The sequence below is a fragment of the Streptomyces sp. NPDC007808 genome, from assembly GCF_042868655.1.
Taxonomy (GTDB): domain Bacteria; phylum Actinomycetota; class Actinomycetes; order Streptomycetales; family Streptomycetaceae; genus Streptomyces.
In genome coordinates this window covers 312,055-336,678 of sequence record NZ_JBIAEQ010000003.1, presented here as the reverse complement: position 1 = coordinate 336,678, position 24,624 = coordinate 312,055, and the positions used below count along the sequence as shown (strand labels likewise).

The following is a 24,624-nucleotide window of genomic DNA, read 5'->3' as shown; positions in this document are numbered from 1 at the left end:
CTCGGTTCTGGTTACCGCTCAGTTGCTTTCCTCGACCAGCGCATACGTCTGTGTCGCGATTTCCAGTTCTTCATCCGTAGGCACCACGGCCACCGCAACCCGCGCGTGCGCCGGCGAGATCAGCCGCGGCTCGTCACCGCGTACGGCGTTCAGTTCGCCGTCCACCAGCAGGCCCAGCTCCTCCAGGCCCGCCACGGCCGCCTCCCGCACCGGTGCCGCGTTCTCACCGACCCCGGCGGTGAAGGCGATCGCGTCCACCTTGCCGAGCACCGCGTAATAGGCGCCTATGTACTTCTTCAGGCGGTGAATGTAGATGTCGAACGCGAGAGCGGCCTGCTGATCACCCTCCTCGATCCGGCGGCGGATCTCCCGCATGTCGTTGTCCCCGCACAGTCCGATCAGCCCGCTCTTCTTGTTGAGAAGAGTGTCGATCTCGTCCGTGGACATTCCGCCGACACGCATCAAATGGAAGATGACGGCCGGGTCCATGTCACCGGATCGCGTACCCATCACGAGCCCCTCCAAAGGCGTCAGCCCCATGGAGGTGTCCACGCACCGACCGCCTCGCACGGCGGACGCGGACGCGCCGTTGCCCAGGTGCAGCACGATGACGTTCACGTCCTCGGGCGTCTTGCCCAGCAGCTTCGCGGTGGCCCGGGAGACGTAGGCGTGCGAGGTGCCGTGGAAGCCGTAGCGGCGGATGCGGTGGCGGTCGGCGGTCTCGACGTCGATCGCGTAGCGGGCGGCCGACTCCGGCATCGTCGTGTGGAACGCGGTGTCGAAGACGGCGACCTGGGGCAGGTCCGGGCGCAGCGCCCGGGCGGTGCGGATGCCGGTGAGGTTGGCCGGGTTGTGCAGCGGGGCGACCGGGATCAGCCGCTCGATCTCGGCGAGGACGGCGTCGTCGATGACGGTCGGCTCGGTGAAGTGCTTGCCGCCGTGCACCACCCGGTGGCCGATGGCGGCCAGTTCGGCCGAGTCGAGGCCGAGGCCGTCCCGGGTGAGTTCCGCCGACACGGCCTTCAGGGCGGCCTCGTGGTCGGCGATCGCCCCGGTCCACTCCCGGCTCTCGCCGCCGCTCGCGAGCGGCGTGTGCTTGAGCCGGGAGGTCTCCTCGCCGATGCGCTCGACGAGGCCCGCGGCCAGGCGGCTGCTGTCGCGCATGTCGAGCAGCTGGTACTTCACCGACGAGGAGCCGGAGTTGAGGACGAGGACACGGGTCGGGCTCACTGGGCGCTGGCCTTCTCGTTGAGGGACGGGGCGGGGGACTGGGCCTGGATCGCCGTGATGGCGACGGTGTTGACGATGTCCTGGACGAGGGCGCCCCGGGACAGGTCGTTGACCGGCTTGCGCAGGCCCTGCAGGACAGGGCCGACGGCGATCGCGCCGGCCGAGCGCTGCACGGCCTTGTAGGTGTTGTTACCGGTGTTGAGGTCCGGGAAGATCAGAACCGTCGCCTGCCCGGCGACCTCCGACCCCGGCAGCTTGGTCGCGGCGACGGACGGCTCCACGGCGGCGTCGTACTGGATGGGTCCCTCGATCTTCAGGTCGGGCCGCCGCACCCGCACCAGCTCGGTCGCCTCGCGCACCTTGTCGACATCGGCGCCCGAACCGGACGTGCCCGTCGAGTACGACAGCATCGCGATCCGCGGCTCCACGCCGAACTGCGCGGCCGTCGCCGCCGACTGGATGGCGATGTCGGCCAGTTGCTCGGCGTTCGGGTCGGGGTTCACGGCGCAGTCGCCGTAGACGAGGACCCGGTCGGCGAGGCACATGAAGAAGACGGACGACACGATGGAGGCGTCCGGCTTGGTCTTGATGATCTCGAACCCCGGCCGGATGGTCGCGGCGGTGGAGTGCACGGAGCCGGAGACCATGCCGTCGGCGAGCCCCTCCTGCACCATCAGCGTGCCGAAGTAGTTCACGTCGGAGACGACGTCGTACGCCAGCTCCACCGTGACCCCCTTGTGGGCGCGCAGCTTGGCGTACTTCTCGGCGAAGGAGTCGCGCAGTTCGCTGGTCGCCGGGTCGATCAGCTCGCTGTCGCCCAGGTCGATGCCGAGATCGGCGGCCTGCTTGCGGATCCGGTCGACCGGCCCGAGCAGGGTGAGGTCGCAGACGTTGCGGCGCAGCAGCACCTCGGCGGCGTGCAGGACGCGCGGCTCGGTGCCCTCGGGCAGCACGATGCGGCGCATGTCCGAGCGGGCCCGCTCCAGCAGCTTGTGCTCGAACATCATCGGCGTGACCCGGTCGCTGCTCGGCGCCGAGACCCGCTTCAGCAGGTCGCCGGTGTCGACGTAACGCTCGAACAGGCCGAGGGCGGTCTCCGCCTTGCGGGGCGTCGCCGCGTTCAACTTCCCCTCCAGGGCGAAGAGTTGCTCGGCGGTGGGGAAGCTGTAGCCCGGCACCGAGAGCACCGGGGTGCCCGGGGCGAGGCGGGAGGCGAGGGTGAGGATCTCGTCGCCGGGACGCTCGTTCAGGGTGAGCAGCAGACCCGCGATCGGCGGGGTGCCGGCGCTGTGCGCGGCCAGCGAGCCGACGACCAGGTCGGCCCGGTCGCCCGGGGTGACGACCAGGCAGCCCGGGGTCAGCGCGGTCAGGAAGTTCGGCAGCATCGCACCGCCGAACACGAAGCCGAGGGCGTCGCGCGCGAGTCCGGAGTCGTCGCCGAGCAGGACCTCGGCGTCCAGGGACTGGGCTATCTGCGCGACGGTCGGCGCGGACAGGGCGGGCTCGTCGGGGACGACGTAGCAGGGCACGGGCAGCCGGGAGCGGAGCGCCTCGGCGATCTCGTCCCGGTCCTGGCGGGCGACCCGGTTGCTGACCATGGCGAGCACATCGCAGCCCAGCCCGTCGTACGCCCGGTAGGCGTTGCGGGTCTCGGCGAGGACGGACTCGGTGCTCTGCTTGCGGCCGCCCACGACCGGGATCACGGAGGCGCCGAACTCGTTGGCGAGGCGGGCGTTGAGGGACAGCTCGTCCGGGAGCTGGGTGTCGGCGTAGTCGGTGCCGAGGACGAGGACGACGTCGTAGTCACGGGCGACGACGAGGAACCGGTCGACCAGCGTGGACACCAACTCGTCGGTCCCGCGCTCGGCCTGCAGGGCGGACGCCTCGTGGTAGTCCATGCCGTAGACCGTGGACGGGTCCTGGGAGAGGCGATAACGGGCGCGCAGCAGTTCGAACAAGCGGTCCGGGGAGTGGTGCACCAGCGGCCGGAACACCCCGACCCGGTCGACCTGCCGGGTCAGCAGCTCCATGACCCCCAGTTCGACGATCTGGCGGCCGTCGCCGCGGTCGATGCCGGTCACGTACACGCTGCGCGTCACGCGTGCTCTCCGTTTCGTCTGATGTCCGTCGTCTTCGTCCGCCGTCGTCACCGGGGCCGCAAAATCGCCCAGTGAGGTGAGCGAAACCCTCTTGACAATACCCCCGGCTGTGGATAAGGCGCCCGTCAGTAGGGGAGCGACAGCGTCCGTGGGGACATGAAACAATCGGACTGGCTCACCGGCATCAACAGCGAGCAGGAGACACAGCACGATGCGTATCGGAGTTCTCACCGCAGGCGGCGACTGTCCCGGCCTGAACGCCGTGATCCGGTCGGTCGTGCACCGGGCGGTCGACAACTACGACGACGAGGTCATCGGCTTCGAGGACGGTTACTCGGGCCTGCTGGACGGCCGCTACCGCGCCCTGGACCTGGACAGCGTGAGCGGCATCCTGGCCCGCGGCGGCACCATCCTCGGTTCCTCCCGGCTGGAGCGCGACCGCCTGCGCGAGGCCTGTGACCGGGCCGAGGACATGGTCGCGGACTTCGGCATCGACGCGCTGATCCCGATCGGCGGCGAGGGCACCCTGACGGCGGCGCGCATGCTGTCGGACGCGGGCCTGCCGGTGGTGGGCGTCCCCAAGACCATCGACAACGACATCTCCTCCACGGACCGCACGTTCGGCTTCGACACCGCGGTCGGTGTCGCCACGGAGGCCATGGACCGCCTGAAGACGACGGCCGAGTCCCACCAGCGTGTGATGGTGGTCGAGGTCATGGGCCGGCACGCGGGCTGGATCGCGCTGGAGTCCGGCATGGCGGCCGGCGCGCACGGAATCTGCCTCCCGGAGCGCCCGTTCGACCCCGCCGACCTCGTGAAGATGGTCGAGGAGCGGTTCTCGCGCGGCAAGAAGTTCGCGGTGATCTGCGTCGCCGAGGGCGCCCACCCGGCCGACGGCACGATGGACTACGGCAAGGGCGAGATCGACCAGTACGGCCACGAGCGCTTCCAGGGCATCGGCACGGCACTCGCGTTCGAGCTGGAGCGCCGCCTCGGCAAGGAGGCCAAGCCGGTCATCCTCGGCCACGTCCAGCGCGGTGGCGTACCGACCGCGTACGACCGCGTCCTCGCCACCCGCTTCGGCTGGCACGCGGTGGAGGCCGCGCACCGGGGCGAGTTCGGCAGGATGACCGCGCTGCGGGGCACCGACGTGGTGATGGTGCCGCTGGCCGAGGCGGTCACCGAACTGAAGACGGTGCCCAAGGACCGGATGGACGAGGCCGAGTCGGTCTTCTGACGGGTGTCGCACAACCGGACGGATCCGGACGACAGAACCTAGTCCGTGCCGTGCTGGACCCTGGTCCAGAAGCGTTCCACGATCCCGTCGAGGAACTCCCGGCCGGCCGCGCTGGTCTCGCTGTTGCCGCCGCCCCAGCTCAGGGTGGCGGTCATCTGCCCCTGGTAGTCCTGGTGCAGCTCCTGCAGAGCGGTCTCCAGAACGCGCCGGTCCAGGGGCACCATCCTGCCGACCGGGCGGACGTACGCCTGCCAGCGCGTCGTCACGGCGCTGCGCAGCAACTCGGCGAGTCTGCCGTCGCGCCCCGTGACGGTGATGAGGTCGGGGATCGACAGGCCGAGCACCTCGGCCAGGGCGGCGGACTGGCGGTCGGTGCCGCGCCAGTCGTCGTGCTCCTCCATGTGGAGATAGGCGGCCGGTTCGTGCCCGACGGTCCGGGCGACGTCCTCGGGCGCCAGGCCGCGGGCGATGCGGTGTTCACGCAGGGTGCGGGGCTTGCCGAGGAGCTCGCTGGGCGAGCACCACAGCACACCCGCGAGCGCGGTGAGTTCGGTGCTGGTCGGGGCGGCGATCTCCCGTTCCCACGCGACGATCAGGTCCTGGGTGACATAGGGCAGTCCGTACGAGGCCCGCATGCCGTAGGCGACGTGCTCGGGTCCCATGTTGAGCGCGGTGCGGAGCCGGCGGGCGGCGGGGGCGTCGAACGGGGGAGTGGGCGGGGTCCGGTGACCGGACCGGCTGGTCCGGCCGGAGCGGTTCGGCTGGTTCGGTTGAGCTGGGGGTCGGCGCACGGGCCACAACGTAGGGCGAGCGGCGCGTGGTGACTACGGTCTGTTCGGCCAGGATCACAGATTGTAGGAAGATACGGCTACTCGCCGGTTCGCCGGCGGGGGGATCGCCCGCGCCGCCGGGTGGGCCGGAGGTGGGGCCGGTGCCGGGGTGGCGGTGCGGCGGCTCCCGCTGCTCGTCACGTTCGGTGAACGGCAAGGTCACGGAGCATATTCGCGAAGGCTTCCGATTCCGGTACGGAATCCGGCCCGTCCGGGCGGGCGCCGAACGGCTCGCGCGGGGATCGCCCGCGTGACCGGTCGTCGAAGACGAGTGCGGCACCCGGGGCCGCGGATCGAGGTGCAGGAGCGCGTGGGATGCGGCTCGATCCCGACGCTCCACGTCCCGCGAGTCTCACCCCTTGACCGCCCCGCCCAACGCGAACCCCCCGCCCAGCCGCCGCGCCACCAACACGTACAGCAGGATCACCGGCGTCGAGTAGATGATCGAGAACGCCGCCAGCTGCCCGTAGACCACCGTGCCCCGGTTCCCGAAGAACTCGTTGATGCTCACCGCCGCCGGCATCTGGTCCGGTGTGAGCAGCAGCATGAACGGCACGAAGAAGTTGCCCCACATCATCACGAACGAGAACACCGTCACCACCGCCACGCCCGGCCCCATCAGCGGCAGCACGATCCGCACCAGCGACTGCAGTGACGAGGCCCCGTCCGTCCAGGCCGCCTCCTCCAGCTCCTTCGGTACTCCGTCCATGAAGTTCTTCATCAGCCAGACGGCGAACGGCAGTTGGGAGGCGGCGAAGAAGAAGACCGTGCCCTGCATGGTGTCGATCAGGTTCACCCGCACGAACAGCGCGTACACCGGCACCATGATCGCCGTTATGGGCAGGCACGTCGCGAAGAGGATCGTGAGCAGGAACGGCCGGTTGAAACGGGACCGGAACCGCGACAGCGGGTAGGCGGCCAGGGCCGCGCACACCACCGTCAGGGCCGTACCGCCGCCGCACAGGAGGAGGCTGTTGAGCAGCGGGGTGAACGTGATGTCCGGGGTCAGGACCGCGTCGAAGTTGTCCAGGGTCACCCCCTCGGGGAGCTTCACCCGGAGGTCGGCGTCCGTGTCCAGCGCGGACAGGATCACCCAGGCCAGCGGGAGCACGAACGCGGCGGCCACAGCCAGCAGGCCCGCGTCCGCGGCCAGGCGGTGCGCCGTCCGGCGGGACGAGAGCGTCCGGGGCATGGCCTCACACCTCCGTTCGCAGCAGCCGCAGGTACACCACCGAGAACAACGAGCCCACCACCAGGAGCAGCAGGGCCACGGCCGTGCCGTAGCCGATCATGCTCTTCTGGAACGCCTCCTCGTACATGAACAGCGGCAGCGTCTGGCTCCTGCCGCCCGGGCCGCCCCTGGTCATCACCCAGATCAGCCCGAAGACGGACAGGGTCTGGAGGGTGATCAGCATGAGGTTGGTGCCGATGGAACGGCGGATCATCGGGAGGGTGATGTGCCACAGGCGGCGCGGGCCGTCCGCGCCGTCGACCTCGGCCGCCTCCGTGATCTCCTTCGGGATCTCGTCGAGGGCCGCCGAGTAGACCAGCATCGAGAAGGCCGTGCCCCGCCACACGTTGGCGAAGGACACCGCCAGGATCGGGAGGGTGAACAGCCAGTTCTGGGTGGGCAGGTGCAGCCAGTCCAGGATGGCGTTCAGGGTGCCCTCGCGGCGGAAGAAGGCGTAGAGGAGGAATCCGGCGACGACCTCCGGCAGGACCCATGCCGTGATGACGATGCCGCCCACCACCGTCCGCACGGGCTTCGACGCCCGCCGCATCATCGCGGCCAGGGCCAGGCCCAGCGTGTTCTGGCCGATCAGGGCCGAGACGACCGTGAAGACGAGGGTGAGCCACACCGCGTTCAGGAACGCCTCGTCGTCGAAGGCCGTACGGAAGTTGTCGAGGCCGACGAACGACTCCTCGGCCTGGCCGGTCAGTTGGAGGTCGGTGAACGCGATGTAGGCGCAGTACGCGATGGGGCCGGCGAGGAAGAGGAGCAGCAGGACCAGGGCGGGGGAGAGGGGCAGGGCCCGGGCGAGGGCGCGGCGGCCCGCGCCGCGCGCGCCGGAACCGGGGCGCGCACGCGGCGGACCGGAGCGGGGTCCGGTGGTCGCCGGGTCCACCGCGTGCCGTGCTTCGGCGGTCATGGGCGGCCCTCGCTGCCGCTCACGGCCCGGTTCACTTCTCGATCACCTGGTCGTCCGTGGCCGCCCGCAGCTCCTCGTCGTAGCCCGCGGCCGCCTCCTCGACCGACATGTCCCCCGTCGTCACGCCCTCCATCGCCTCCTGGACGGCGGTGGAGACCTTCGGGTACGCCGGGTAGGCGGGCCGGTAGTGGGTGCTCGCGACGAGGTCCGTGAAGAACGCGATGCCGGGCTGGGCTTTCACGTACGCGGGGTCGGAGGCCACGTCCTCGCGGACCGCGATGCCCGAGTTCGCGATGTACCACTTCTGGGCGTTCGCCTTCGTCTGCATGGTCTTGATGAACTCGAAGGCCAGGTCGGGGTTGCCCGCCTTCGCCGGGATCGACCAGGTCCAGCCGCCGGACATGCTCACCTTGCCGGGGGCCTGGCCCTTCTGGGTGGGCATGGCGGCCAGACCCAGTTCCTTCGACCACTCGGGCCACTCGTGGCCGCTGCCCGGCAGCCAGTCCTGCGGGAGCCAGGAGCCGTCGAGGGCGATCGCGAGCTTGCCCTGCGGGAGCCACTCGCCGCGGACCCGGGTCATCACGTTGGGGTCGAGGGCGTCGGAGACGTCGGGGCCGAGCTTCTCCTTGTAGACGGTCTCCACGAAGGCCAGGGCGTCCTCGAAGCCCTGACTGCCGGCGATCCACTTCTTGCTGCCCTTGTCGTACAGCGGGTCCGAGGTGCCGTCGTTCGTGCCGTAGAGCAGCATCTCGAACGTCTGCATGGTGGCGGCCTCACCGACGGGCTTGCCGGTGTAGATGTTCAGGGGGATGGCGTCCGGGACCTTCTCCTTGACGGCACGGGCGGCGTCGAGGACGTCCTCCCAGGTCCTCGGCTGCCAGTCGGCGGGCAGACCGGCCTTCGCGAAGACGTCCTTGCTGAACCACAGGCCGCGGGTGTCGGTGCCGTCCGGGACGCCGTACGTGCGGCCGTCCTCACCCTTGGCCGCGGCCTTCGCCGTGTCGATGAACCGCCCCCAGTCCTTCCACTTGGCGAGATACGGGTCGAGGGGCTTCAAGTACCCGCTGGTGATGTCCGAGTTGATGAGGAAGGTGTCCTCGTAGACCAGGTCGGGGGCGGTCTTGGGGGAGCGCATCATCTGCTGGAGCTTGGTGTAGTACTCCGAGTCCGGGGCCTTGATGGGGACGAACTCGACCTTCTTGCCGGGGTTCGCCTCCTCGAACTGCTTGCTGATGTCCGCGAGGTAGGTGTCCATCACCTTGACGGAGTTGTCCGTGGACTGCTTGAAGGAGACCTTGAGGGTGTCCGGATCGCTTCCCGATCCGCTGCCGCAGGCGGTGAGGGTGGCTGCGGCGGCGACGGTGAGGGCGAGGAGTGTGGGGAGGGCGGCGGTGGGGCGCACGGGCATGACCTCCTGCGGGCGCACGTCGTTGTGGCGCGGGGATGGCTGCCTGGTGAACGTAGGTTGGGTGGTCAGGTCAGGTCAATGCGTCTGCGAAGGATTGGGCTGGTCAGGTCAAGGAGTCCGCGCGCAAGGACGGGACCCGGGCGTCGGCTACCGGCCCGCACCCGCGCCGGGAATCCACCGGTACACCAACTCCGGCCGTCCCACCTGCCCGTAGACCGGCTTCCGCTCGGCCCTGCCGGCCTCCACCAGATGCTCCAGATAGCGCCGGGCCGTGATCCGGGAGATGCCCACCGCCTCGGCCACCCCGGCCGCCGTGAGCCCTTCCTCGGCCTCCCGCAGTGCCAGGGTCACCCGTTCCAGCGTGGGTGCGCTGAGCCCCTTGGGAAGCGCCGCGGGTCCGGGGGCCCGCAGGGCCGCCAGCGCCCGGTCCACCTCGTCCTGTCCGCTCGCCTCCCCCACGGCCGCGTGGAACTCGGCGTACCGCACCAGCCGGTCGCGCAGCGTTGCGAAGGTGAAGGGCTTGAGGACGTACTGCACGACGCCCAGCGACACCCCCTCGCGCACCACGGCCAGGTCCCGCGCCGACGTCACCGCTATCACGTCCGCGTGATGCCCGGCCGCCCTCAGCGACCGGGCCAGTTGCAGTCCGTGCACATCCGGCAGATGCAGATCGAGCAGCAGCAGGTCCACCGGCGTCCGCTCCAGGGCGCGCCGGGCCTCCGCCCCCGTGTGCGCCTTGCCGACCGCGACGAATCCGGGCACCCGCCCCACGTACATCACATGCGCGTCCGCCGCCACCGGGTCGTCCTCCACGACCAGGACGCGAATCGCCTGCTCGGCCGCCGTCATACGTCACCTCCCGAAACCGCCGCGCCCTCGGAACCCCGCGTGGACCCCGCCCGCCGCGCACCCCGGCCGCCCGGCACGGGCTCGCCCTCCGACGGGCGCCCTGCACTCACAGCGCCGTCGCCCTCCGTGCCGTCACTCACGGCGCCGTCGCCCTCCGTGCCGTCACTCACGGCACCACGGCCGCCCTCGTCCAACGGCAACCGCGCCTCGAACTCCGCCCCGCCTCCGGCGGCCTCGGCGACCGCCAGGGCGCCGTCGTGCCGATGCACCGCCTGCCGCACCAGCGCCAGCCCCAGCCCGCGCCCGCCCGGCCCCGCCGGCTTCGTGGAGAACCCGCGCTCGAACACCGCGTCCGCGTGCGCGGGATCCACCCCGGCTCCCGTGTCGGAGACCCGCAGCACCAGCTCCGCGTCCTCGGTGTACACCGTCACCGTCACCCGCGCCCGCACGCTCCCCTGCGCCGCGTCCACCGCGTTGTCGATGAGGTTGCCGAGGATCGTCACCAGGTCCCGGGCGGGCAGCGACGGCGGCAGCAGACGGTCGTCCAGCCGGCTGTCCTCCGACACGACGAGTTCCACGCCCCGCTCGTTGGCCTGGGCCGTCTTGCCCAGCAGCAGCGCCGCCAGCACCGGCTCGCTGACCGCCGCGACGACCTGGTCCGTCAGGGCCTGCGCCAGCTCCAGTTCGGCGGTGGCGAACTCCACCGCCTCGTCGGCCCGTCCGAGCTCGATCAGCGAGACCACCGTGTGCAGCCGGTTCGCCGCCTCGTGCGCCTGCGACCGCAGCGCCTGGGTGAAACCCCGCTCCGAGTCCAACTCGCCCATCAGCGACTGGAGTTCGGTCACATCCCGCAAGGTCACGACCGTGCCCCGCCGCTCACCGCCGGAGACCGGCGAGGTGTTCACCACCAGCACCCGTTCCGCCGCCAGATGCACCTCGTCGACCCGTGGCTCCGAGGCCAGCAGAGCCCCTGTCAGCGGCGCCGGCAGTCCCAGCTCCGCGACCGACCGCCCCACCACGTCGGCGGGCACCCCGAGGAGCTCGCGCCCGCCGTCGTTGATCAACGCCACCCGGTACTGCCCGTCCAGCATCAGCAGCCCCTCGCGCACGGCGTGCAACGCGGCCTGGTGGTAGTCGTGCATCCGGCTCAGCTCGGCGGCGTTCATGCCGTGGGTGTGCCGCCGCAGCCGGGCGTTGATGACGTACGTGCCGATCGCGCCCAGCGCCAGCGCGCCCGCCGCCACCCCGAGCAGCGCCGTCAGCTGGTCCTGCACCCGCTTGCTGATCTCCTCGACCCGGATGCCCGCGCTGACCAGCCCGACGATGCTCCTCGGTGCCGTGTCGCCGTCGTAGATCGGCACCACGGCGCGCACGGACGAGCCGAGCGTGCCGGTGTACGTCTCGGTGAAGGGGTCCCCGCGCAGGGCGCGCTCCGTGTGCCCGCGGAAGTGCTGGCCGATCTGCTTCGGGTCGGGGTGCGTCCAGCGGATGCCCGCCGGGTTCATGATCGTGACGAAGTCGACCTCGGCGTCGCGCTGGACCCTGAGGGCGTACGGCTGGAGCTCGGCCGTCGGATCGGGGGTGCGGATCGCCTCCCGCACGGACGGGGCGTCCGCGATCGACTGGGCCACGGCCATCGCCTGCCGTCCGGCGGCGTCCTCGGCCTGGCCGCGGTCGCTGACGTAGGTGAACACCGCGTACCCGGCGACGAGCACCGCTATCAGCACCGCCTGCATGGCGAAGAGCTGGCCGGCCAGGCTGCGGGGTCTCGGGACGGGGATGCGCATGCCGTCAGTCTGCCTCCCTGGCCGATGGTGAACTAAATGAACGGAAGGGTGACCGCCCTCACACAGCGGGAGATAGTCACCGCATCGCTGAATACGACCCCCGTCCCCAGGGCGTCGTCCCCGGACCGGGGCGCGGCACCCGCTCAGCGAACCCCCACCCCGGACGTGAGCCGCACGCCGGTGATGCCGACGAAGACGTCAAGGAGGGCAGCCGTGGCCGCCGCCAGTTCCCCCGATACGGCACCTGCCGCACCCGTCGCCAAGCGGGACCGCACGCACTACCTCTACATCGCCGTGATCATCGCGGTGGCCCTCGGTATCACCGTGGGTCTGGTCGCACCCGACTTCGCGGTGGAGCTGAAGCCCATCGGTACGGGCTTCGTGAACCTGATCAAGATGATGATCTCGCCGATCATCTTCTGCACGATCGTGCTGGGTATCGGCTCGGTACGCAAGGCCGCCAAGGTCGGCGCCGTCGGCGGTATCGCGATGGTCTACTTCCTGGCGATGTCGCTGGTCGCGCTCGGTATCGGTCTCGTCGTCGGCAACATCCTGGAGCCGGGCACCGGGCTCGCGGTCACCGACGCCGTCAAGGACGCCGGGCACGCGCAGGTCGACGCCGAGGCCAAGGACACCACCGAGTTCCTGCTCGGCATCATCCCGACCACGATCGTCTCCGCCTTCACCTCGGAGTCGGTCCTGCAGACCCTGCTCGTCGCCCTGCTCGCCGGATTCGCGCTGCAGGCCATGGGCTCGGCCGGAGAGCCGATCCTGCGCGGGATCGAGCACATCCAGCGCCTGGTCTTCCGCATCCTCGGCATGGTGATGTGGGCCGCCCCGATCGGCGCGTTCGGTGCCATCGCCGCCGTCACCGGGTCCGCCGGACTGGACGCGCTCAAGCAGCTCGCCATCCTGATGCTCGGCTTCTACGTCACCTGCTTCCTCTTCGTCTTCATCGTGCTCGGCGCGCTGCTGCGGATCGTCGCCGGCCTCAACATCCTCACGCTCTTCAAGTACCTGGGCCGTGAGTTCCTGCTCATCCTGTCGACCTCCTCCTCCGAGTCCGCGCTGCCGCGCCTCATCGCGAAGATGGAGCACCTCGGCGTCAGCAAGCCGGTCGTCGGCATCACCGTCCCGACCGGCTACTCCTTCAACCTCGACGGCACCATGATCTACATGACCATGGCGTCCCTGTTCATCGCCGACGCCATGGGCACGCCGATGTCGGTGAGCGAGCAGATCCCGCTGCTGCTGTTCCTGCTGGTCGCCTCGAAGGGCGCCGCCGGTGTCACCGGCGCGGGCCTGGCCACGCTGGCCGGTGGTCTTCAGTCGCACAAGCCCGCCCTCGTGGACGGCATCGGCCTCATCGTCGGCATCGACCGCTTCATGAGCGAGGCCCGCGCCCTGACGAACTTCGCGGGTAACGCGGTGGCCACGGTCCTGATCGGCACGTGGACGAAGGAGATCGACAAGGAGAAGGTCAACCAGGTGCTCGCCGGGCAGCTGCCGTTCGACGAGACGACGCTCCTGGACGACGGCCACGGTCACGGCGCCCCGGCCGAGGTGCCCGAACAGGGCGGCGAGAAGGAACTCGCCAAGGCCTGACCTCCGGCCCCACCCGCTCCGGGTGTCCGGCCCCGCCTGAACCGGGGCCGGACACCCGGCCATCGCCCTCCGGGCGGCTGAGACGCTCCCCCGTCGCGCAGCCGCCCGGTCGGCGTTCGTCGCCCCGCCTCCCCGGACCGCGACTCAGGCGCACGGCAACCGCCGTGCGCCTGACGGCGTCACGGGTCCTGGGCCCAGGGGTCCGTGATCTCCCGCAGCAGGGTCAGCGCCTCCCGCAGCTGCTTCATCCGCCGCTTCCCGAGGTGCTCCTCCCACTCCTTCTCCACCTCGGCGACCACCGCGTCGGCGACCTCCTTGGCGGCCCGGGCCTTCTGCGCCCCGCACACCAGCCGGGCCCGTCTGTCGGTGGGGTCCGGTATCCGGCGCACATAGCCGGCCTTCTCCAGCTGGTCGACCAGGAAGCCCGCCGTCTGCTTGGTGACCTGGGCCTGTTCCGCCAGCTCGGTCAGGCGCGTCCCGTTCGGGCCGATGCGCTGCATGACCCGCGCCTGCGCGGGCGTGAAGTCGTCGAAGCCGGCTTCGGCGAGGGCGGCGAAGACACGGTTCTCCAGGGCGCGGTAAGGGAGGAACAGGAGCACACCCGTGTTGAGTTCGCTCTCCGCCACCATGCCCGGCGCCTCCTGCCGTCTTGACTTCGGTCAGAGTCTCTGACTAATTTGGTCAGAGAAGCTTACCACTTGAGTGGGTGGGTGGTCCCATGGGTGTCGTGCTGGGTGTGGACGAGCGCTGGCAGATCGTCGACCGGGAGCGTGCCAGCCTGGCCGACCTGCTGGAGGACCTGAGCCCCGAGGAGTGGGAGACGCCGACGCGATGCGGCGGCTGGCGGGTGCGGGACGTCGCCGCGCATCTGACCATGGCGGCGCGCTTCAGTTACCGGGACGGCGTACGGGAGATGGTCCGCGCCCGGGGGAACTGGAACCGGATGGTCCATGACTCGGCGGTGCGTGAGGCCCGGCTGCCCGTCGCCGAGATCGTCGCCAACCTGCGCTCGATCATCGGTTCCCGCGCCCTCGCCCCCACCACCTCGCCCCGCGAACCCCTGCTCGACATCCTCGTCCACGGTCAGGACATCGCCCTGGCGCTCGGCCGTGCACGCCCGATGCCCCCGCACGCCGCCCGTGACGCCGCCGACCGCGTGTGGACCATGCGCTTCCCGCCCCGCCCCTGGCCGCTCCCGCGGGCCCGGCTGGTCGCCACCGACATCGAGTGGACGCGGGGCGAGGGCGAGGAGGTCCGCGGCCCGATCGCCGGCCTCCTCCTGCTGCTCACCGGCCGCCCGGATGCGGCCCGTGAGTGGTTCGCCCGTCCGGCTGCCGCGCCGGGGGAGTGACGGGGACGGGTCCGGGCGCGGGGTCCGCCTCGGTGGGTGTTCAGCTCGTCCGAGTGGTCCCGTCGCCGTCCAGCAGTGCCAGCTCCGCCGGGCTCAGCTGCAGCCCCGCCGCGGCGGCGGAGTCCCGGATCGTCTCGGGCCGGCTCGCGCCCGGGATCGGGATGACGGTGGGTGACTTCGCCGACAACCAGGCGAGGCAGACCTGTTGAGGGCTGACGCCATGTGCGGCCGCCACGGCGTGGAAGGCGCCGAAGCGCACCTCGCCCCCGGTCGGTGCCGGTCCGTCCAGGGAACTGCGGGAGATGCCGCCCAGCGGGCTCCACGGCAGGAACGCGAGCCCCAGTTCGGCGCACAGCCGCAGTTCCGGCTCGCTGTCGCGCACGGCGGGTGAGTACCGGTTCTGCACCGAGACCAGTCGGTCTCCCAGGATCTCGCGGGCCACCAGGATCTGCCCCACGTCCGCGTTGGAGATGCCGGCGAGTCGGATCTTGCCCTCGTCGAGCAGCTCGCGCAGCGCGCCCACCGACTCCTCGAAGGGCACGGCGGGGTCGGGCTTGTGCAGCTGGTAGAGGTCGATGGTGTCGACGCCGAGCCGCTTGAGGGAGCCCTCGGCGGCCGACTTCAGGTGGCGTGGGTCGCCGTTCACCGTCCAGCCGCCGTCGGCGGACCGGCCGCGGCCCCCCTTCGTGGCCACCAGTACGTCCGAGGCGGCACCCTTGAGTGCGCGCGCCACGAGCCGCTCGTTGTGACCGGGGCCGGCCCCGGGCAGGTGGTACGAGTCCGCCGTGTCCAGCAGCGTCACGCCCGCGTCCAGGGCGGCGCGCACGGTGGCCAGGGCGCGTTCCTCGTCCGGCCGGCCCTCGATGGACAGCGGCATCGCGCCGAGCCCGACGGCACTCACCCGTACGTCGCCGAGTGTGCGGTACCGCATGTCAGTCGCCCTTTCCGAGAGTCTCGGCGACGGCCCGCGGCAGCCACTGCCGGGTCCGGCCGAAGGGGAAGCCGAGCCGGGCGGCCCGGGAGTTGTCCATGCCGTAGGAGCGGCGGAAGGAGAACGGGGAGACCTCGCCGACCTCGACGGCCTGGAACACCGCCTTGCCGTCCGGGACGTGCGCGGCCACCGCGTCGCACAGCTCCTGAGTGGTCAGCAGCCCGTGGGAGGCCGCGTTGACCGGGCCCGTGAAGTCCTCGCCCGCGGCCCAGAACAGGAAGTCGGCGATCTCCTCGACGTGGATGTAGGTGGCCGGCCGGTTGTCGGTGGGCACGGAGATCGGCGTGCCGCCGCGGATCCGCTCGGCGTAGTGGTCCAGCCGGCCGGTGAAGTCGTCGTCCCCGCCCAGGACGTGGGCGACGCGCACGGCCGTGTACGGGAACGCGGGGTCCGCGGCGAGCACCGCCTCCGCCTGGCGCTTGCCCTCGCCGTAGTGGGCCGTGAGGAACTCCGGTTCCGTCCAGGGGAGGTCGAGGTCGACGTGGACCGTGCGCGCGTCGACGGCCCCCTCCCGTACGAGCGCGGGCGCGTCCTCGTACTCGTACACCTCGACGGTCGAGGTCATGACGTAGCGGCGGGTGCGGCCGGTGAAGATCCGGCGGGCGACGTCCGCCTGCCGCGGGGTGTAGCAGACCTGGTCGACGACGACGTCGAAGACGCGCGAACCGAGGGCGTCCGTCAGGGATTTCTCGTCGTCGCGGTCGGCGACCAGATGCACCGTCCCCGGCGGTGGCGGCGACGACCCCCGGTTCAGGACCGTCACCCGGTCCCCGGCGGCGAGCAGACGCGCGATCAGCCGCTTGCCGAAATAGCGGTTGCCGCCGATGACCAGTACTTCCCGTGCCTTTTCCATGACCATAATTTTTCCTGGCACACCACGACGTCCTGAAGGGGGAACCATGGGAGTTCAGGTCAACGCACCGAAAGAACCACGGCATCTGCGGGCCGCCGCCGACGAAACTTCGGCGGCCTTCGACGCGCTGGACCGGCAGATCCTGGAGCTGCTCCAGACCGACGGCCGGATCAAGCTGAGCGAGCTGGGCCGCCGGGTGCGGCTGAGCCCGGCCGCCGTCACCGAGCGGGTGCGGAGACTGGAGGCGTCCGGTGCGATCAACGGCTACGGCGCCCATGTCGTCCCGGCCCGGCTGGGCTACGGCATCCAGGCCTTCATCCGGGTCAACCCGCACGGCGGTTACAACCTCAAGCACCCGAGGACCCTGGAGCTCATCGAGCGCCCGGAGATCACCGAGGTGCACCATGTCGTCGGCGAGGACTGCTGGATCCTCAAGGTCGCCGTCCGGGACACCGTCCACCTGGAGCATGTCCTGGAGGAGATCTCCGCGCTCGGGCGTACGACGACCTCGATCGTGCTCACCTCCCCGGTGGAGCGAAAACCGCTGTTGCCCTGACGTCGGCGTCAAGGCTTACGTTCGACGTATGCGAATCGGCGAGCTGGCCGCACGGGCCGGGACCACGACGCGGGCGCTGCGGTACTACGAGGCGCGCGGGCTGCTGCCCGCGCGGCGCGGGGAGAACGGATACCGGACGTACGACGAGAGCGATCTCGAACTGCTCCGCCAGATCCGGACGCTCCAGGACTTCGGGTTCGAGCTGGAGGAGACCCGGCCGTTCGTGGAGTGCCTGCGGGCCGGGCATCCGGAGGGCGACTCCTGCCCGGCGTCGCTCGCTGTCTACCGGCGCAAGCTGGACGAACTCGACGCGCTGATCGGCGAGTTGCAGGCGGTGCGGGCGAAGGTCGGGGCGCAGCTGGCGCGCGCGGAGGCGGCGCGGGACGAGCTGGCCGCCGACGCGCTGGCTCCGGGTGGTCCGGAGCCGTTGTGCGAACTGGGAGGGCGGGAGCTGTGATCAGGGCGGCGGGCGTGGCCGAGGTGACGGACGCGGATTTCGGGGCGGAGGTGATCGGAGCGGAGCTGCCGGTGCTGGTGGAGTTCACCGCGGACTGGTGCCCGCCGTGCCGGCAGATGGGGCCGGTGCTCAGCGCGCTCGCGCAGGAGGAGGGGGAGCGGCTCAAGGTGGTCCAGCTGGACGTGGACACCAACCCGCTGACCACGAACGCGTACAAGGTGCTGTCGATGCCGACGTTCATGGTCTTCCGCGGCGGTGAGCCCGTGCTGTCGATGGTGGGGGCGCGGTCCAAGCGGCGGCTGCTGGAGGAACTGGCCGACGTGATCTGATCCGACGCGGTCCGATCCGACGAGGTCTCGACCCACCGGAACCGGAATACAGAAAATCCCCCGAGCAATTGCGCTCGGGGGATTTCTTTAGGTATATTCAATGGTTCGCGACTTCACAATGGGTGGTCGCGGACAAGTTCAGTGAGCACAGTATATCCGGGCGGGAGTGGAATTGTCAAACACCGAATTCCAAGACGGTGAAATGCGGCGCGAGCAGGAATTCATCGACGGCCTGTACGCGCGCGTGGACGCCCTGCGCGGTGACACCGAGGCCGGTGTCACGGACGCGCTCGCCCAGGGTGACAAGCCCATGCAGGCCCGGCTGGAGCGGGACATCCTGGTCGCCGAGCGGTCCGGACTGCTCGCCGCTCTGAACGCCGTGGACGGTTCGCTCTGCTTCGGCCGGATCGACCTGTCCTCGGGCGTCCACCACCACATCGGCCGCATCGGCCTGCGCACCGACGACGTCGAGCGCACGCCGATCCTGATCGACTGGCGCGCCGACGTCGCCCGCCCCTTCTACCTGGCCACCGGCCACACCCCGATGGGCATCAGGCGCAGGCGGCACATCACCACCAGCGGCCGTACGGTCACCGCCCTGCACGACGAGATCCTCGACCTGGGCGACCAGGAGAGGACCGGCCACGAGGACCCGACCGGCGACGCCGTCCTGCTCGCCGCGCTCAACTCGGCGCGCACCGGCCGGATGAACGACATCGTGCAGACCATCCAGGCCGAGCAGGACGAGATCATCCGGGCACCCCACCGCGGTGTCCTGGTCGTCGAGGGCGGCCCCGGCACCGGCAAGACGGCCGTCGCCCTGCACCGCGCCGCCTACCTGCTGTACGAGTACCGGGAACTGCTGGCCAAACGGGCGGTCCTCATCGTCGGACCCAACCCCGCGTTCCTCGGCTACATCGGCGAGGTGCTGCCCTCGCTCGGAGAGACCGGCGTGCTGCTGGCCACGGTCGGCGAACTGTTCCCCGGCGTACGGGCGACGGCGACCGACACCCGGGAGGCGGCCGCGGTCAAGGGCCGTGCCGACATGGCGGACGTGCTCGCCGAGGTCGTCCGCGACTGGCAGGCACTGCCCGACCCGGTGATCGCGATCGAGCACGACCGCGAGGTGCTGATGCTCGACGACGACCTCGTCCGAGTGGCCCGTGAGCGCACCCGCGCCGCCAAGCTGCCGCACAACGTCGCCCGCGAGCACTTCGAGGGCCACATCCTCAACACGCTCACCGAGCTGTACGCCGAACGCGTCGGCACCGACCCCTACGACGGCACCAACCTGCTGGACGCCAGTGACATCACCCAGATCCGGGACGAGATCGCCGAGAACCCCGAGGTCTGGGCCGCCATCGACCAGTTGTGGCCGCGCCTGACACCGCAGCGGCTGGTCGCCGACTTCCTCGCCGACCCCGTGGGCTACCTCCCCGACGAGGACGCCGCCGCCGTCCGCCGCCCGGTCACGCGGGCCTGGACCGTGGCGGACGTGCCGCTGCTCGACGAGGCCGCCGAGCTGCTCGGCGAGGACGACCGGGTGGCGCGGGCACGGGCCGAGCGCGAGCGACAGACGCAGATCGCCTACGCGCAGGGCGTGCTGGACGTGTCGTACGCCTCCCGGACGTACGAGTTCGAGGACAAGGAGGACGGCGACCCCGACGGCTCCGAGGTCCTCTCCGCGCACGACATCATCGACGCCGAGCGCTTCGCCGAACGCCACGAGGAGGACGACCACCGCAGCGCCGCCGAGCGGGCCGCGGCCGACCGGACCTGGGCGTTCGGGCACATCATCGTCGACGAGGCCCAGGAGCTGTCGCCGATGGCCTGGCGGCTGCTCATGCGGCGCTGCCCGACCCGCTCCATGACGCTGGTCGGCGACCCGGCCCAGACGGCGGAGGCGGCGGGTGTCGGCTCGTGGTCGAAGATCCTCGCGCCGTACGTCGAGGACCGCTGGGAGCACACCCGCCTCGGCGTCAACTACCGCACCCCGGCCGAGATCATGGAGCTCGCGGCGGCCGTGGTACGTGCCGAGGACCCCGACTTCGAGCCGCCGAGCTCGGTGCGCTCGACCGGGGTACGGCCGTGGGTACGGGCCACCGACGACCTGCCCGGCGCCGTGGCCGAGGCGGTCCGGGAACTGACCCCGGCCGAGGGCCGGCTCGCGGTCATCGCGCCGCGCCATCTGCACCGCAGGCTGGCGGCGGGGTTGGACGGGGTGACGGCGGGGGAGCAGCCCGACCTCACACGGACCGTCGTGCTGCTCGACCCGCGCCAGTCGAAGGGGCTGGAGTTCGACTCGGTGCTGGTGGTGGAGCCGGGGTTGTACGGCACGAGTGATCTGTACGTGGCGTTGACGCGGGCGACGCAGCGGCTCGGGGTGCTGCACACGGGTCGCCTGCCGAGGGCACTGGCCACCGCCTGAACCGGTCTCGCCCCCGCCAGCCAGGGGGATCCGCCCTTGGACCCCCGCTCCTCAAGCGCCGGAGGGGCTGGTCTTTCAGCCCGTCCGGCGCTTGAGGACGAGGCCCCTTCAGGGCCGGAGCGGGGTCCGGGGGCGGCAGCCCCCAGGGAACGGGAACGGCTAGGGGCGGCGGGGGCGCAGAACTACGCAGGGCGCAGCCACACCGTCGCCAACGGGGGCAACGTCAACCGGATACTCGCGGCGCGGCCGTGCCACGGCTGCGCCTCCGGCTTGATCGGGTCGGGGTTCGTCACATCGCTGCCGCCATACCGCGCGGCGTCGGTGTTCAGCGTCTCGTGCCACGCGGGGACATCGTCCGGCACCCCGAGCCGGTACTCGTGCCGCACGACCGGAGACAGGTTCGACACCGCCAGCAGCGGAGCCCCCTCCGCGTCGTAGCGCAGGAACGCGAAGACGTTGTCGTCGGCGGCGTCCCCGACCACCCACTCGAACCCGGACGGGTCGGTGTCCCGCTGCCAGAGCGCCGGAGTGTGCCGGTAGACCGTGTTGAGGTCGCGGACCAGATCCCGCACCCCCCGGTGGTCCGCCTCCGCCCCGTACGCCGGATCCAGCAGCCACCAGTCCGGGCCGTGCGCCTCGGACCACTCGGCGCCCTGCGCGAACTCCTGCCCCATGAAGAGCAGTTGCTTGCCCGGGTGGGCCCACATGAAGCCCAGGTAGGCGCGGTGGTTGGCGCGCTGCTGCCACCAGTCGCCGGGCATCTTCGACACCAGTGACCGCTTGCCGTGCACCACCTCGTCGTGGGAGATGGGCAGGACGTAGTTCTCGCTGTAGGCGTACACCATCGAGAACGTCATCTCGTCGTGGTGGTACTTGCGGTGCACCGGCTCCTTGGCCATGTACTGAAGCGAGTCGTGCATCCAGCCCATGTTCCACTTCAGCCCGAAGCCGAGGCCCCCGAAGCCGCCGGGCCCGGCCGCATGCGTCGGGCGGGTCACGCCGTCCCAGGCCGTGGACTCCTCCGCGATGGTCACGACCCCCGGAACCCGCCGGTACACCGTGGCGTTCATCTCCTGCAGGAACGCCACCGCGTCCAGGTTCTCCCGCCCGCCGTGCTCGTTCGGCACCCACTGGCCCGGCTCACGCGAGTAGTCCAGGTAGAGCATGGAGGCGACCGCGTCCACGCGCAGGCCGTCGATGTGGAACTCCTCGCACCAGTACAGGGCGTTGGCGACCAGGAAGTTGCGCACCTCCCGGCGGCCGTAGTCGAACTCCAGCGTGCCCCAGTCCGGGTGCGCGGACCGCAGCGGATCCTCGTGCTCGTACAGCGGACGCCCGTCGAACTCCGCCAGCGCCCAGTCGTCGCGCGGGAAGTGCGCCGGCACCCAGTCCATCAGCACGCCGATGCCGGCCCGGTGCAGGGAGTCGACCAGGTACTTGAAGTCGTCGGGGGTGCCGAGGCGGGCCGTGGGCGCGTAGAAGCCGGTGACCTGGTAGCCCCAGGAACCGCCGAAGGGGTGCTCGGCGACCGGCATCAGCTCGACGTGGGTGAAGCCCAGGTCCTTGACGTACGCGGGCAGCTGCTCGGCGAGTTGACGGTACGTCAGCCCCGGTCGCCAGGACCCCAGGTGGACCTCGTAGACCGAGAACGGCGCCTCGTGCGCGGGCCGCTCCGCGCGTCGCGCCAGCCACTCGTCGTCCCCCCACTCGTGGTGCGAGGCGTGCACGATGGACGACGTCTCGGGCGGGGCCTGCGTACGGCGGGCCATCGGGTCGGCGCGCAGGGTCTTCGAGCCGTCCGGCCGGGTGATCTCGAACTTGTACAGCTCGCCCTCGCCGATGCCGGGCACGAACAGCTCCCAGACGCCGGTGCCGCCGAGCGAGCGCATCGGGTACCCCGTGCCGTCCCAGTAGTTGAAGGTGCCGGCGAGGGACACGCCACGTGCGTTCGGCGCCCACACCGTGAAGCGGGTTCCGGTCACACCCTGGTGGGTCATCGGCTCGGCGCCGAGCGCCCGCCACAGCTGCTCGTGGCGGCCCTCGCCGATCAGATGGAGGTCGAGGTCGCCCAGCGCGGGCAGGAAGCGGTACGCGTCCTCGGTCTCCTGGAGCGTCCCCTCGTACGCCACGAGCAGCCGGTAGCCGTCGGGCACCTCCCGCAGCGGCAGCAGCCCCGAGAAGAAGCCCTCCCCGTCGTCGTGCAGTTCCGCCCGCAGGCCTGCGGCGACGACGGTCACCGACAGGGCGTACGGCCGGAAGGCACGCAGGGCGACACCACCGGGTGCCGGATGCGCGCCCAGGACGGAGTGCGGGTCGTGATGCGTGCCGCCGAGGAGGCGGTCGCGGTCGGACGCGTCGAGCGCGCAGGCGCCGAGGGGGGCAGAGGCGGCGACGGGGGAGACGGTGACGGGCGTTCCCGGCGGCGGGGCGGAGTGCGGTGCGGTGGCCTTGCCTGCCGCGGGCTCGCCCGCCGTGGCCTTCCGGGGGGTGGCCTTCTGCGCGGGGATCTTCTTGGCGGTGGCCTTCTGCGCGGGGATCTTCTTCGTGGCGTCCTTGCCCGCGGGGGCGGCCTTCTTGGCAGCCGTGCTCTTCGCGACGGCCTTCTTCGCGGTCGCCTTCTTGGCCGTGGCCTTCTCCGCGGCCGTCTTCTCCGCGGCCGTCTTCTTCGCGGTGGTCTTCGCGGCGGCCGTCTTCTTGGCTGCCGTCTTCTTGGCTGGTGCCTTCGCGGCTGCCGTCTTCTTGGCCGTGGCCTTCTTCGCCGCGGCCTTCTTGGCGGTCGTCTTCTTCGCGGTCGTCTTCCCGGCCGCGGCGGTCTTCGTGGCCGCCTTCTTCGCCGTCCCCTTCCTCACGGCCTCCGCGGCCTTCTCGGCGGCCCTTGTCGTCACCTTCTTGGCGACGCTCTTCTCGGCCTTCTCCTCGGTCGTCTCCACGGCCGGTGCGTCGGCCGTCAGCTGCGGGTCCGAACCGCTGGAAGAAGAAGTGGTGCGGGGGGTCACGGGCGGGGCCTCCTAGGCGAGGGTGGGGATACGGGGGTGGGGGCGGGGGCGGGAGCCGCGGGCGCCGGGGGACCGTCGTCCGCGGCGAGGCGGCGTATCGCCGACAGCGGTACCGGGAGCCAGTCGGGGCGGTGACGGGCCTCGTAGACGACCTCGTAGATCGCCTTGTCGGTCTCGTACGCGCGCAGCAGCACCGGATCGGTCCGCGGATCGACCCCGCTGACCTGCGCGTACCCGGAGCAGTACGCGGCCCGGCAGGCGTCCGCCCAGCCCGGTACCGGCGGGTCGGCCGAGTGGGCGGCGTAGTCGAAGGAGCGCAGCATCCCGGCGACGTCGCGCACCGGCGGCTGCGGCATCCGGCGCTCGGCCAGCGGCTTCGACGGCTCGCCCTCGAAGTCGATCAGCCACCACCGTCCGGCGGGCGAGCGCAGGCACTGCCCGAGGTGCAGGTCGCCGTGGATGCGCTGGGCGGTCCAGGTGCACCCCTCGGCGGCGAGATCGGCCAGCGCCGCGAAGGCGGACCGCAGGTCGGGCGCGTACGGCCGCAGCGCGGGCACCGCCTGCGCGGCCGCGTCCAGCCGCTCGACCATGCCGTCGACCAGCTGCTGCACCTGCGCGTGCTGCAGGGTCACGGTCGGCAGCGTGCGGGCCAGCGCCATGTGCACCTCCGCGGTCGCGCGGCCGAGCGCCCGGGCCGCGGCGGCGAAGTCCTCGCCCTTGGCCAGCTCGCGCAGCGCCAGCTCCCAGCCGTCCGTCGCGCCCTGCACGAAGGGCTGCAGGACGCCCAGGACGTACGGCTCGCCGGCCAGCTCCGCCCGGATCCACGCCGTCGGCGCGGGCACCCGGTCGCAGCTCTCGCGGGCCAGCGCCAGCGGCAGCTCCAGGTCGGGGTTGACGCCGGGGACGACGCGACGCAGCAACTTCAGGATGAACGTATCGCCGTACACCACCGACGAGTTCGACTGCTCGGACGTGAGCAGGCGCGGCACCAGACCGGACCGGATCTCCTGACCCCCCTCCCGCTCGAACCGCAGACCGCCGATCCGGGCTTCGGTGCGCAGCGCCTCAAGAAGCAGCTCGGCGGGGCGGGGGTCGTACAGGGCGTCGTACACCGTGCGTCCGGCGAGCGGGCCGTCGGCGACGTGTCCGATCAGCGCGGGCGCCAGCCGCTGCGGCAACGCCTCGCGCTCGCCTATGAGGAGCTGGTAGCAGTCCGCGGGCTGCTCGGCGGCGCCCGGCACGGGCGCGAGTGGCTGATGGGCGCGCACCAGCAGGTGGTACAGGCCCAGCCTGCCGCCGGGCGGCAGCAGCTCGGTGGCCGCCACCAGTGAGAACCCGGTGACCGGACGCCCCTTGCCCGCGAACCAGCGCTGTCGTGGCAACCACTCCCGCAGCAGCGGCTCCAACGAGGGAAGGAGACCGGGAGAGGTCGTAAAGGTACGGGTGACGGCTTCCGACATGGCGTCGC

At 71.2% G+C, this 24,624-nt stretch carries 20 protein-coding genes; 7 read left to right on the top strand and 13 right to left on the bottom strand.

Annotation, left to right across the window (positions count from 1 at the left end):
- Positions 1–18: 18 nt before the first annotated feature.
- Together ACFYNL_RS13245 and pta are read right to left on the bottom strand one after the other, a co-directional pair.
- Positions 19–1,230: an acetate kinase gene (locus ACFYNL_RS13245; protein WP_388801374.1), complete on the bottom strand. Its 1,212-nt coding sequence runs from the start codon at positions 1,228–1,230 to the stop codon at positions 19–21.
- On the bottom strand, positions 1,227–3,329 hold the full coding sequence (gene pta / locus ACFYNL_RS13240) for a phosphate acetyltransferase (protein ID WP_388801371.1): 2,103 nt from the start codon (positions 3,327–3,329) through the stop codon (positions 1,227–1,229). Before pta ends, ACFYNL_RS13245 begins: the two co-directional genes overlap by 4 nt.
- Positions 3,330–3,540: 211 nt before the next feature.
- Here pta and ACFYNL_RS13235 point away from each other — a divergent pair, with 211 nt between their 5' ends.
- Positions 3,541–4,566, top strand: a complete 1,026-nt coding sequence (locus tag ACFYNL_RS13235; RefSeq protein ID WP_388801368.1) for an ATP-dependent 6-phosphofructokinase — start codon at positions 3,541–3,543, stop codon at positions 4,564–4,566.
- 38 nt (positions 4,567–4,604) lie between these two features.
- Here ACFYNL_RS13235 and ACFYNL_RS13230 read toward each other — a convergent pair whose 3' ends face one another.
- The 6 genes from ACFYNL_RS13230 to ACFYNL_RS13205 all read right to left on the bottom strand — a co-directional run bounded on the left by ACFYNL_RS13230 (position 4,605) and on the right by ACFYNL_RS13205 (position 11,590).
- A complete protein-coding gene (locus ACFYNL_RS13230) occupies positions 4,605–5,366 on the bottom strand; it encodes a helix-turn-helix domain-containing protein (RefSeq protein ID WP_388801366.1) in 762 nt (253 codons plus the stop codon).
- Positions 5,367–5,748: 382 nt separating this feature from the next.
- The gene (locus tag ACFYNL_RS13225; protein ID WP_388801363.1) at positions 5,749–6,588 is read right to left on the bottom strand and encodes a carbohydrate ABC transporter permease; all 840 of its coding nucleotides are present in this window, start codon (positions 6,586–6,588) and stop codon (positions 5,749–5,751) included.
- A gap of 4 nt (positions 6,589–6,592) precedes the next feature.
- Positions 6,593–7,546, bottom strand: a complete 954-nt coding sequence (locus ACFYNL_RS13220; protein WP_388801360.1) for a carbohydrate ABC transporter permease — start codon at positions 7,544–7,546, stop codon at positions 6,593–6,595.
- A gap of 31 nt (positions 7,547–7,577) precedes the next feature.
- Positions 7,578–8,954, bottom strand: a complete 1,377-nt coding sequence (locus tag ACFYNL_RS13215; RefSeq protein WP_388801356.1) for an extracellular solute-binding protein — start codon at positions 8,952–8,954, stop codon at positions 7,578–7,580.
- Between the two features lie 147 nt (positions 8,955–9,101).
- Entirely contained in the window at positions 9,102–9,803 is a 702-nt protein-coding gene (locus ACFYNL_RS13210; RefSeq protein WP_388801353.1) for a response regulator, read from the bottom strand.
- Complete coding sequence (locus ACFYNL_RS13205) at positions 9,800–11,590, bottom strand: ATP-binding protein (protein WP_388801351.1); 1,791 nt, start codon at positions 11,588–11,590, stop codon at positions 9,800–9,802. The genes ACFYNL_RS13210 and ACFYNL_RS13205 overlap by 4 nt, the downstream gene beginning before the upstream one ends.
- Before the next feature lie 183 nt (positions 11,591–11,773).
- Between ACFYNL_RS13205 and ACFYNL_RS13200 the strand changes: the two genes are divergently transcribed.
- The gene (locus ACFYNL_RS13200; RefSeq protein ID WP_388802690.1) at positions 11,774–13,195 is read left to right on the top strand and encodes a cation:dicarboxylate symporter family transporter; all 1,422 of its coding nucleotides are present in this window, start codon (positions 11,774–11,776) and stop codon (positions 13,193–13,195) included.
- Positions 13,196–13,374: 179 nt separating this feature from the next.
- Here ACFYNL_RS13200 and ACFYNL_RS13195 read toward each other — a convergent pair whose 3' ends face one another.
- Positions 13,375–13,824 carry a MarR family winged helix-turn-helix transcriptional regulator gene (locus ACFYNL_RS13195; RefSeq protein WP_388801348.1) on the bottom strand — a complete coding sequence of 150 codons (450 nt, stop codon included), beginning with the start codon at positions 13,822–13,824 and terminating at the stop codon, positions 13,375–13,377.
- An 89-nt stretch (positions 13,825–13,913) separates the two neighbouring features.
- Between ACFYNL_RS13195 and ACFYNL_RS13190 the strand changes: the two genes are divergently transcribed.
- The gene (locus tag ACFYNL_RS13190; protein WP_388801345.1) at positions 13,914–14,546 is read left to right on the top strand and encodes a maleylpyruvate isomerase family mycothiol-dependent enzyme; all 633 of its coding nucleotides are present in this window, start codon (positions 13,914–13,916) and stop codon (positions 14,544–14,546) included.
- Between the two features lie 40 nt (positions 14,547–14,586).
- Here the strand turns inward: ACFYNL_RS13190 and ACFYNL_RS13185 are convergent, their stop codons facing one another.
- Positions 14,587–15,477: an aldo/keto reductase gene (locus ACFYNL_RS13185; protein WP_388801342.1), complete on the bottom strand. Its 891-nt coding sequence runs from the start codon at positions 15,475–15,477 to the stop codon at positions 14,587–14,589.
- A 1-nt stretch (position 15,478) separates the two neighbouring features.
- Entirely contained in the window at positions 15,479–16,390 is a 912-nt protein-coding gene (locus ACFYNL_RS13180) for an NAD-dependent epimerase/dehydratase family protein (protein ID WP_388801339.1), read from the bottom strand.
- Between the two features lie 46 nt (positions 16,391–16,436).
- On the opposite strand from ACFYNL_RS13180, the gene ACFYNL_RS13175 reads away from it, so the two are divergent.
- From ACFYNL_RS13175 to ACFYNL_RS13160, 4 genes are all read left to right on the top strand, one after another.
- Positions 16,437–16,946: an Lrp/AsnC family transcriptional regulator gene (locus tag ACFYNL_RS13175; protein ID WP_388801336.1), complete on the top strand. Its 510-nt coding sequence runs from the start codon at positions 16,437–16,439 to the stop codon at positions 16,944–16,946.
- A 28-nt stretch (positions 16,947–16,974) separates the two neighbouring features.
- On the top strand, positions 16,975–17,403 hold the full coding sequence (locus ACFYNL_RS13170; protein WP_388801333.1) for a MerR family transcriptional regulator: 429 nt from the start codon (positions 16,975–16,977) through the stop codon (positions 17,401–17,403).
- Positions 17,404–17,417: 14 nt separating this feature from the next.
- Complete coding sequence (locus ACFYNL_RS13165) at positions 17,418–17,732, top strand: thioredoxin family protein (protein ID WP_388802687.1); 315 nt, start codon at positions 17,418–17,420, stop codon at positions 17,730–17,732.
- A gap of 202 nt (positions 17,733–17,934) precedes the next feature.
- Positions 17,935–20,160, top strand: a complete 2,226-nt coding sequence (locus ACFYNL_RS13160; protein WP_388801330.1) for a HelD family protein — start codon at positions 17,935–17,937, stop codon at positions 20,158–20,160.
- A gap of 182 nt (positions 20,161–20,342) precedes the next feature.
- On the opposite strand, the gene glgB is transcribed toward ACFYNL_RS13160, so the two are convergent.
- Both glgB and ACFYNL_RS13150 read right to left on the bottom strand, forming a co-directional pair.
- Positions 20,343–23,156, bottom strand: coding sequence for a 1,4-alpha-glucan branching enzyme (glgB, locus tag ACFYNL_RS13155; protein WP_388801328.1), 2,814 nt, complete (start codon positions 23,154–23,156; stop codon positions 20,343–20,345).
- Positions 23,153–24,616 carry a maltokinase gene (locus ACFYNL_RS13150; RefSeq protein WP_388801324.1) on the bottom strand — a complete coding sequence of 488 codons (1,464 nt, stop codon included), beginning with the start codon at positions 24,614–24,616 and terminating at the stop codon, positions 23,153–23,155. Before ACFYNL_RS13150 ends, glgB begins: the two co-directional genes overlap by 4 nt.
- Positions 24,617–24,624: the final 8 nt, after the last annotated feature.

What these genes read in the sequence shown, in the direction of transcription:
- ACFYNL_RS13235 (WP_388801368.1), top strand. Translation starts at nt 3,541, where the DNA reads ATGCGTATCGGAGTTCTCACCGCAGGCGGCGACTGTCCCGGCCTGAAC.
- ACFYNL_RS13225 (WP_388801363.1), bottom strand. Translation starts at nt 6,588, where the DNA reads ATGCCCCGGACGCTCTCGTCCCGCCGGACGGCGCACCGCCTGGCCGCG.
- ACFYNL_RS13220 (WP_388801360.1), bottom strand. Translation starts at nt 7,546, where the DNA reads ATGACCGCCGAAGCACGGCACGCGGTGGACCCGGCGACCACCGGACCC.
- ACFYNL_RS13215 (WP_388801356.1), bottom strand. Translation starts at nt 8,954, where the DNA reads ATGCCCGTGCGCCCCACCGCCGCCCTCCCCACACTCCTCGCCCTCACC.
- ACFYNL_RS13210 (WP_388801353.1), bottom strand. Translation starts at nt 9,803, where the DNA reads ATGACGGCGGCCGAGCAGGCGATTCGCGTCCTGGTCGTGGAGGACGAC.
- ACFYNL_RS13205 (WP_388801351.1), bottom strand. Translation starts at nt 11,590, where the DNA reads ATGCGCATCCCCGTCCCGAGACCCCGCAGCCTGGCCGGCCAGCTCTTC.
- ACFYNL_RS13200 (WP_388802690.1), top strand. Translation starts at nt 11,774, where the DNA reads ATGCCGACGAAGACGTCAAGGAGGGCAGCCGTGGCCGCCGCCAGTTCC.
- ACFYNL_RS13195 (WP_388801348.1), bottom strand. Translation starts at nt 13,824, where the DNA reads ATGGTGGCGGAGAGCGAACTCAACACGGGTGTGCTCCTGTTCCTCCCT.
- ACFYNL_RS13190 (WP_388801345.1), top strand. Translation starts at nt 13,914, where the DNA reads ATGGGTGTCGTGCTGGGTGTGGACGAGCGCTGGCAGATCGTCGACCGG.
- ACFYNL_RS13185 (WP_388801342.1), bottom strand. Translation starts at nt 15,477, where the DNA reads ATGCGGTACCGCACACTCGGCGACGTACGGGTGAGTGCCGTCGGGCTC.
- ACFYNL_RS13180 (WP_388801339.1), bottom strand. Translation starts at nt 16,390, where the DNA reads ATGGAAAAGGCACGGGAAGTACTGGTCATCGGCGGCAACCGCTATTTC.
- ACFYNL_RS13175 (WP_388801336.1), top strand. Translation starts at nt 16,437, where the DNA reads ATGGGAGTTCAGGTCAACGCACCGAAAGAACCACGGCATCTGCGGGCC.
- ACFYNL_RS13170 (WP_388801333.1), top strand. Translation starts at nt 16,975, where the DNA reads ATGCGAATCGGCGAGCTGGCCGCACGGGCCGGGACCACGACGCGGGCG.
- ACFYNL_RS13160 (WP_388801330.1), top strand. Translation starts at nt 17,935, where the DNA reads ATGCGGCGCGAGCAGGAATTCATCGACGGCCTGTACGCGCGCGTGGAC.
- ACFYNL_RS13150 (WP_388801324.1), bottom strand. Translation starts at nt 24,616, where the DNA reads ATGTCGGAAGCCGTCACCCGTACCTTTACGACCTCTCCCGGTCTCCTT.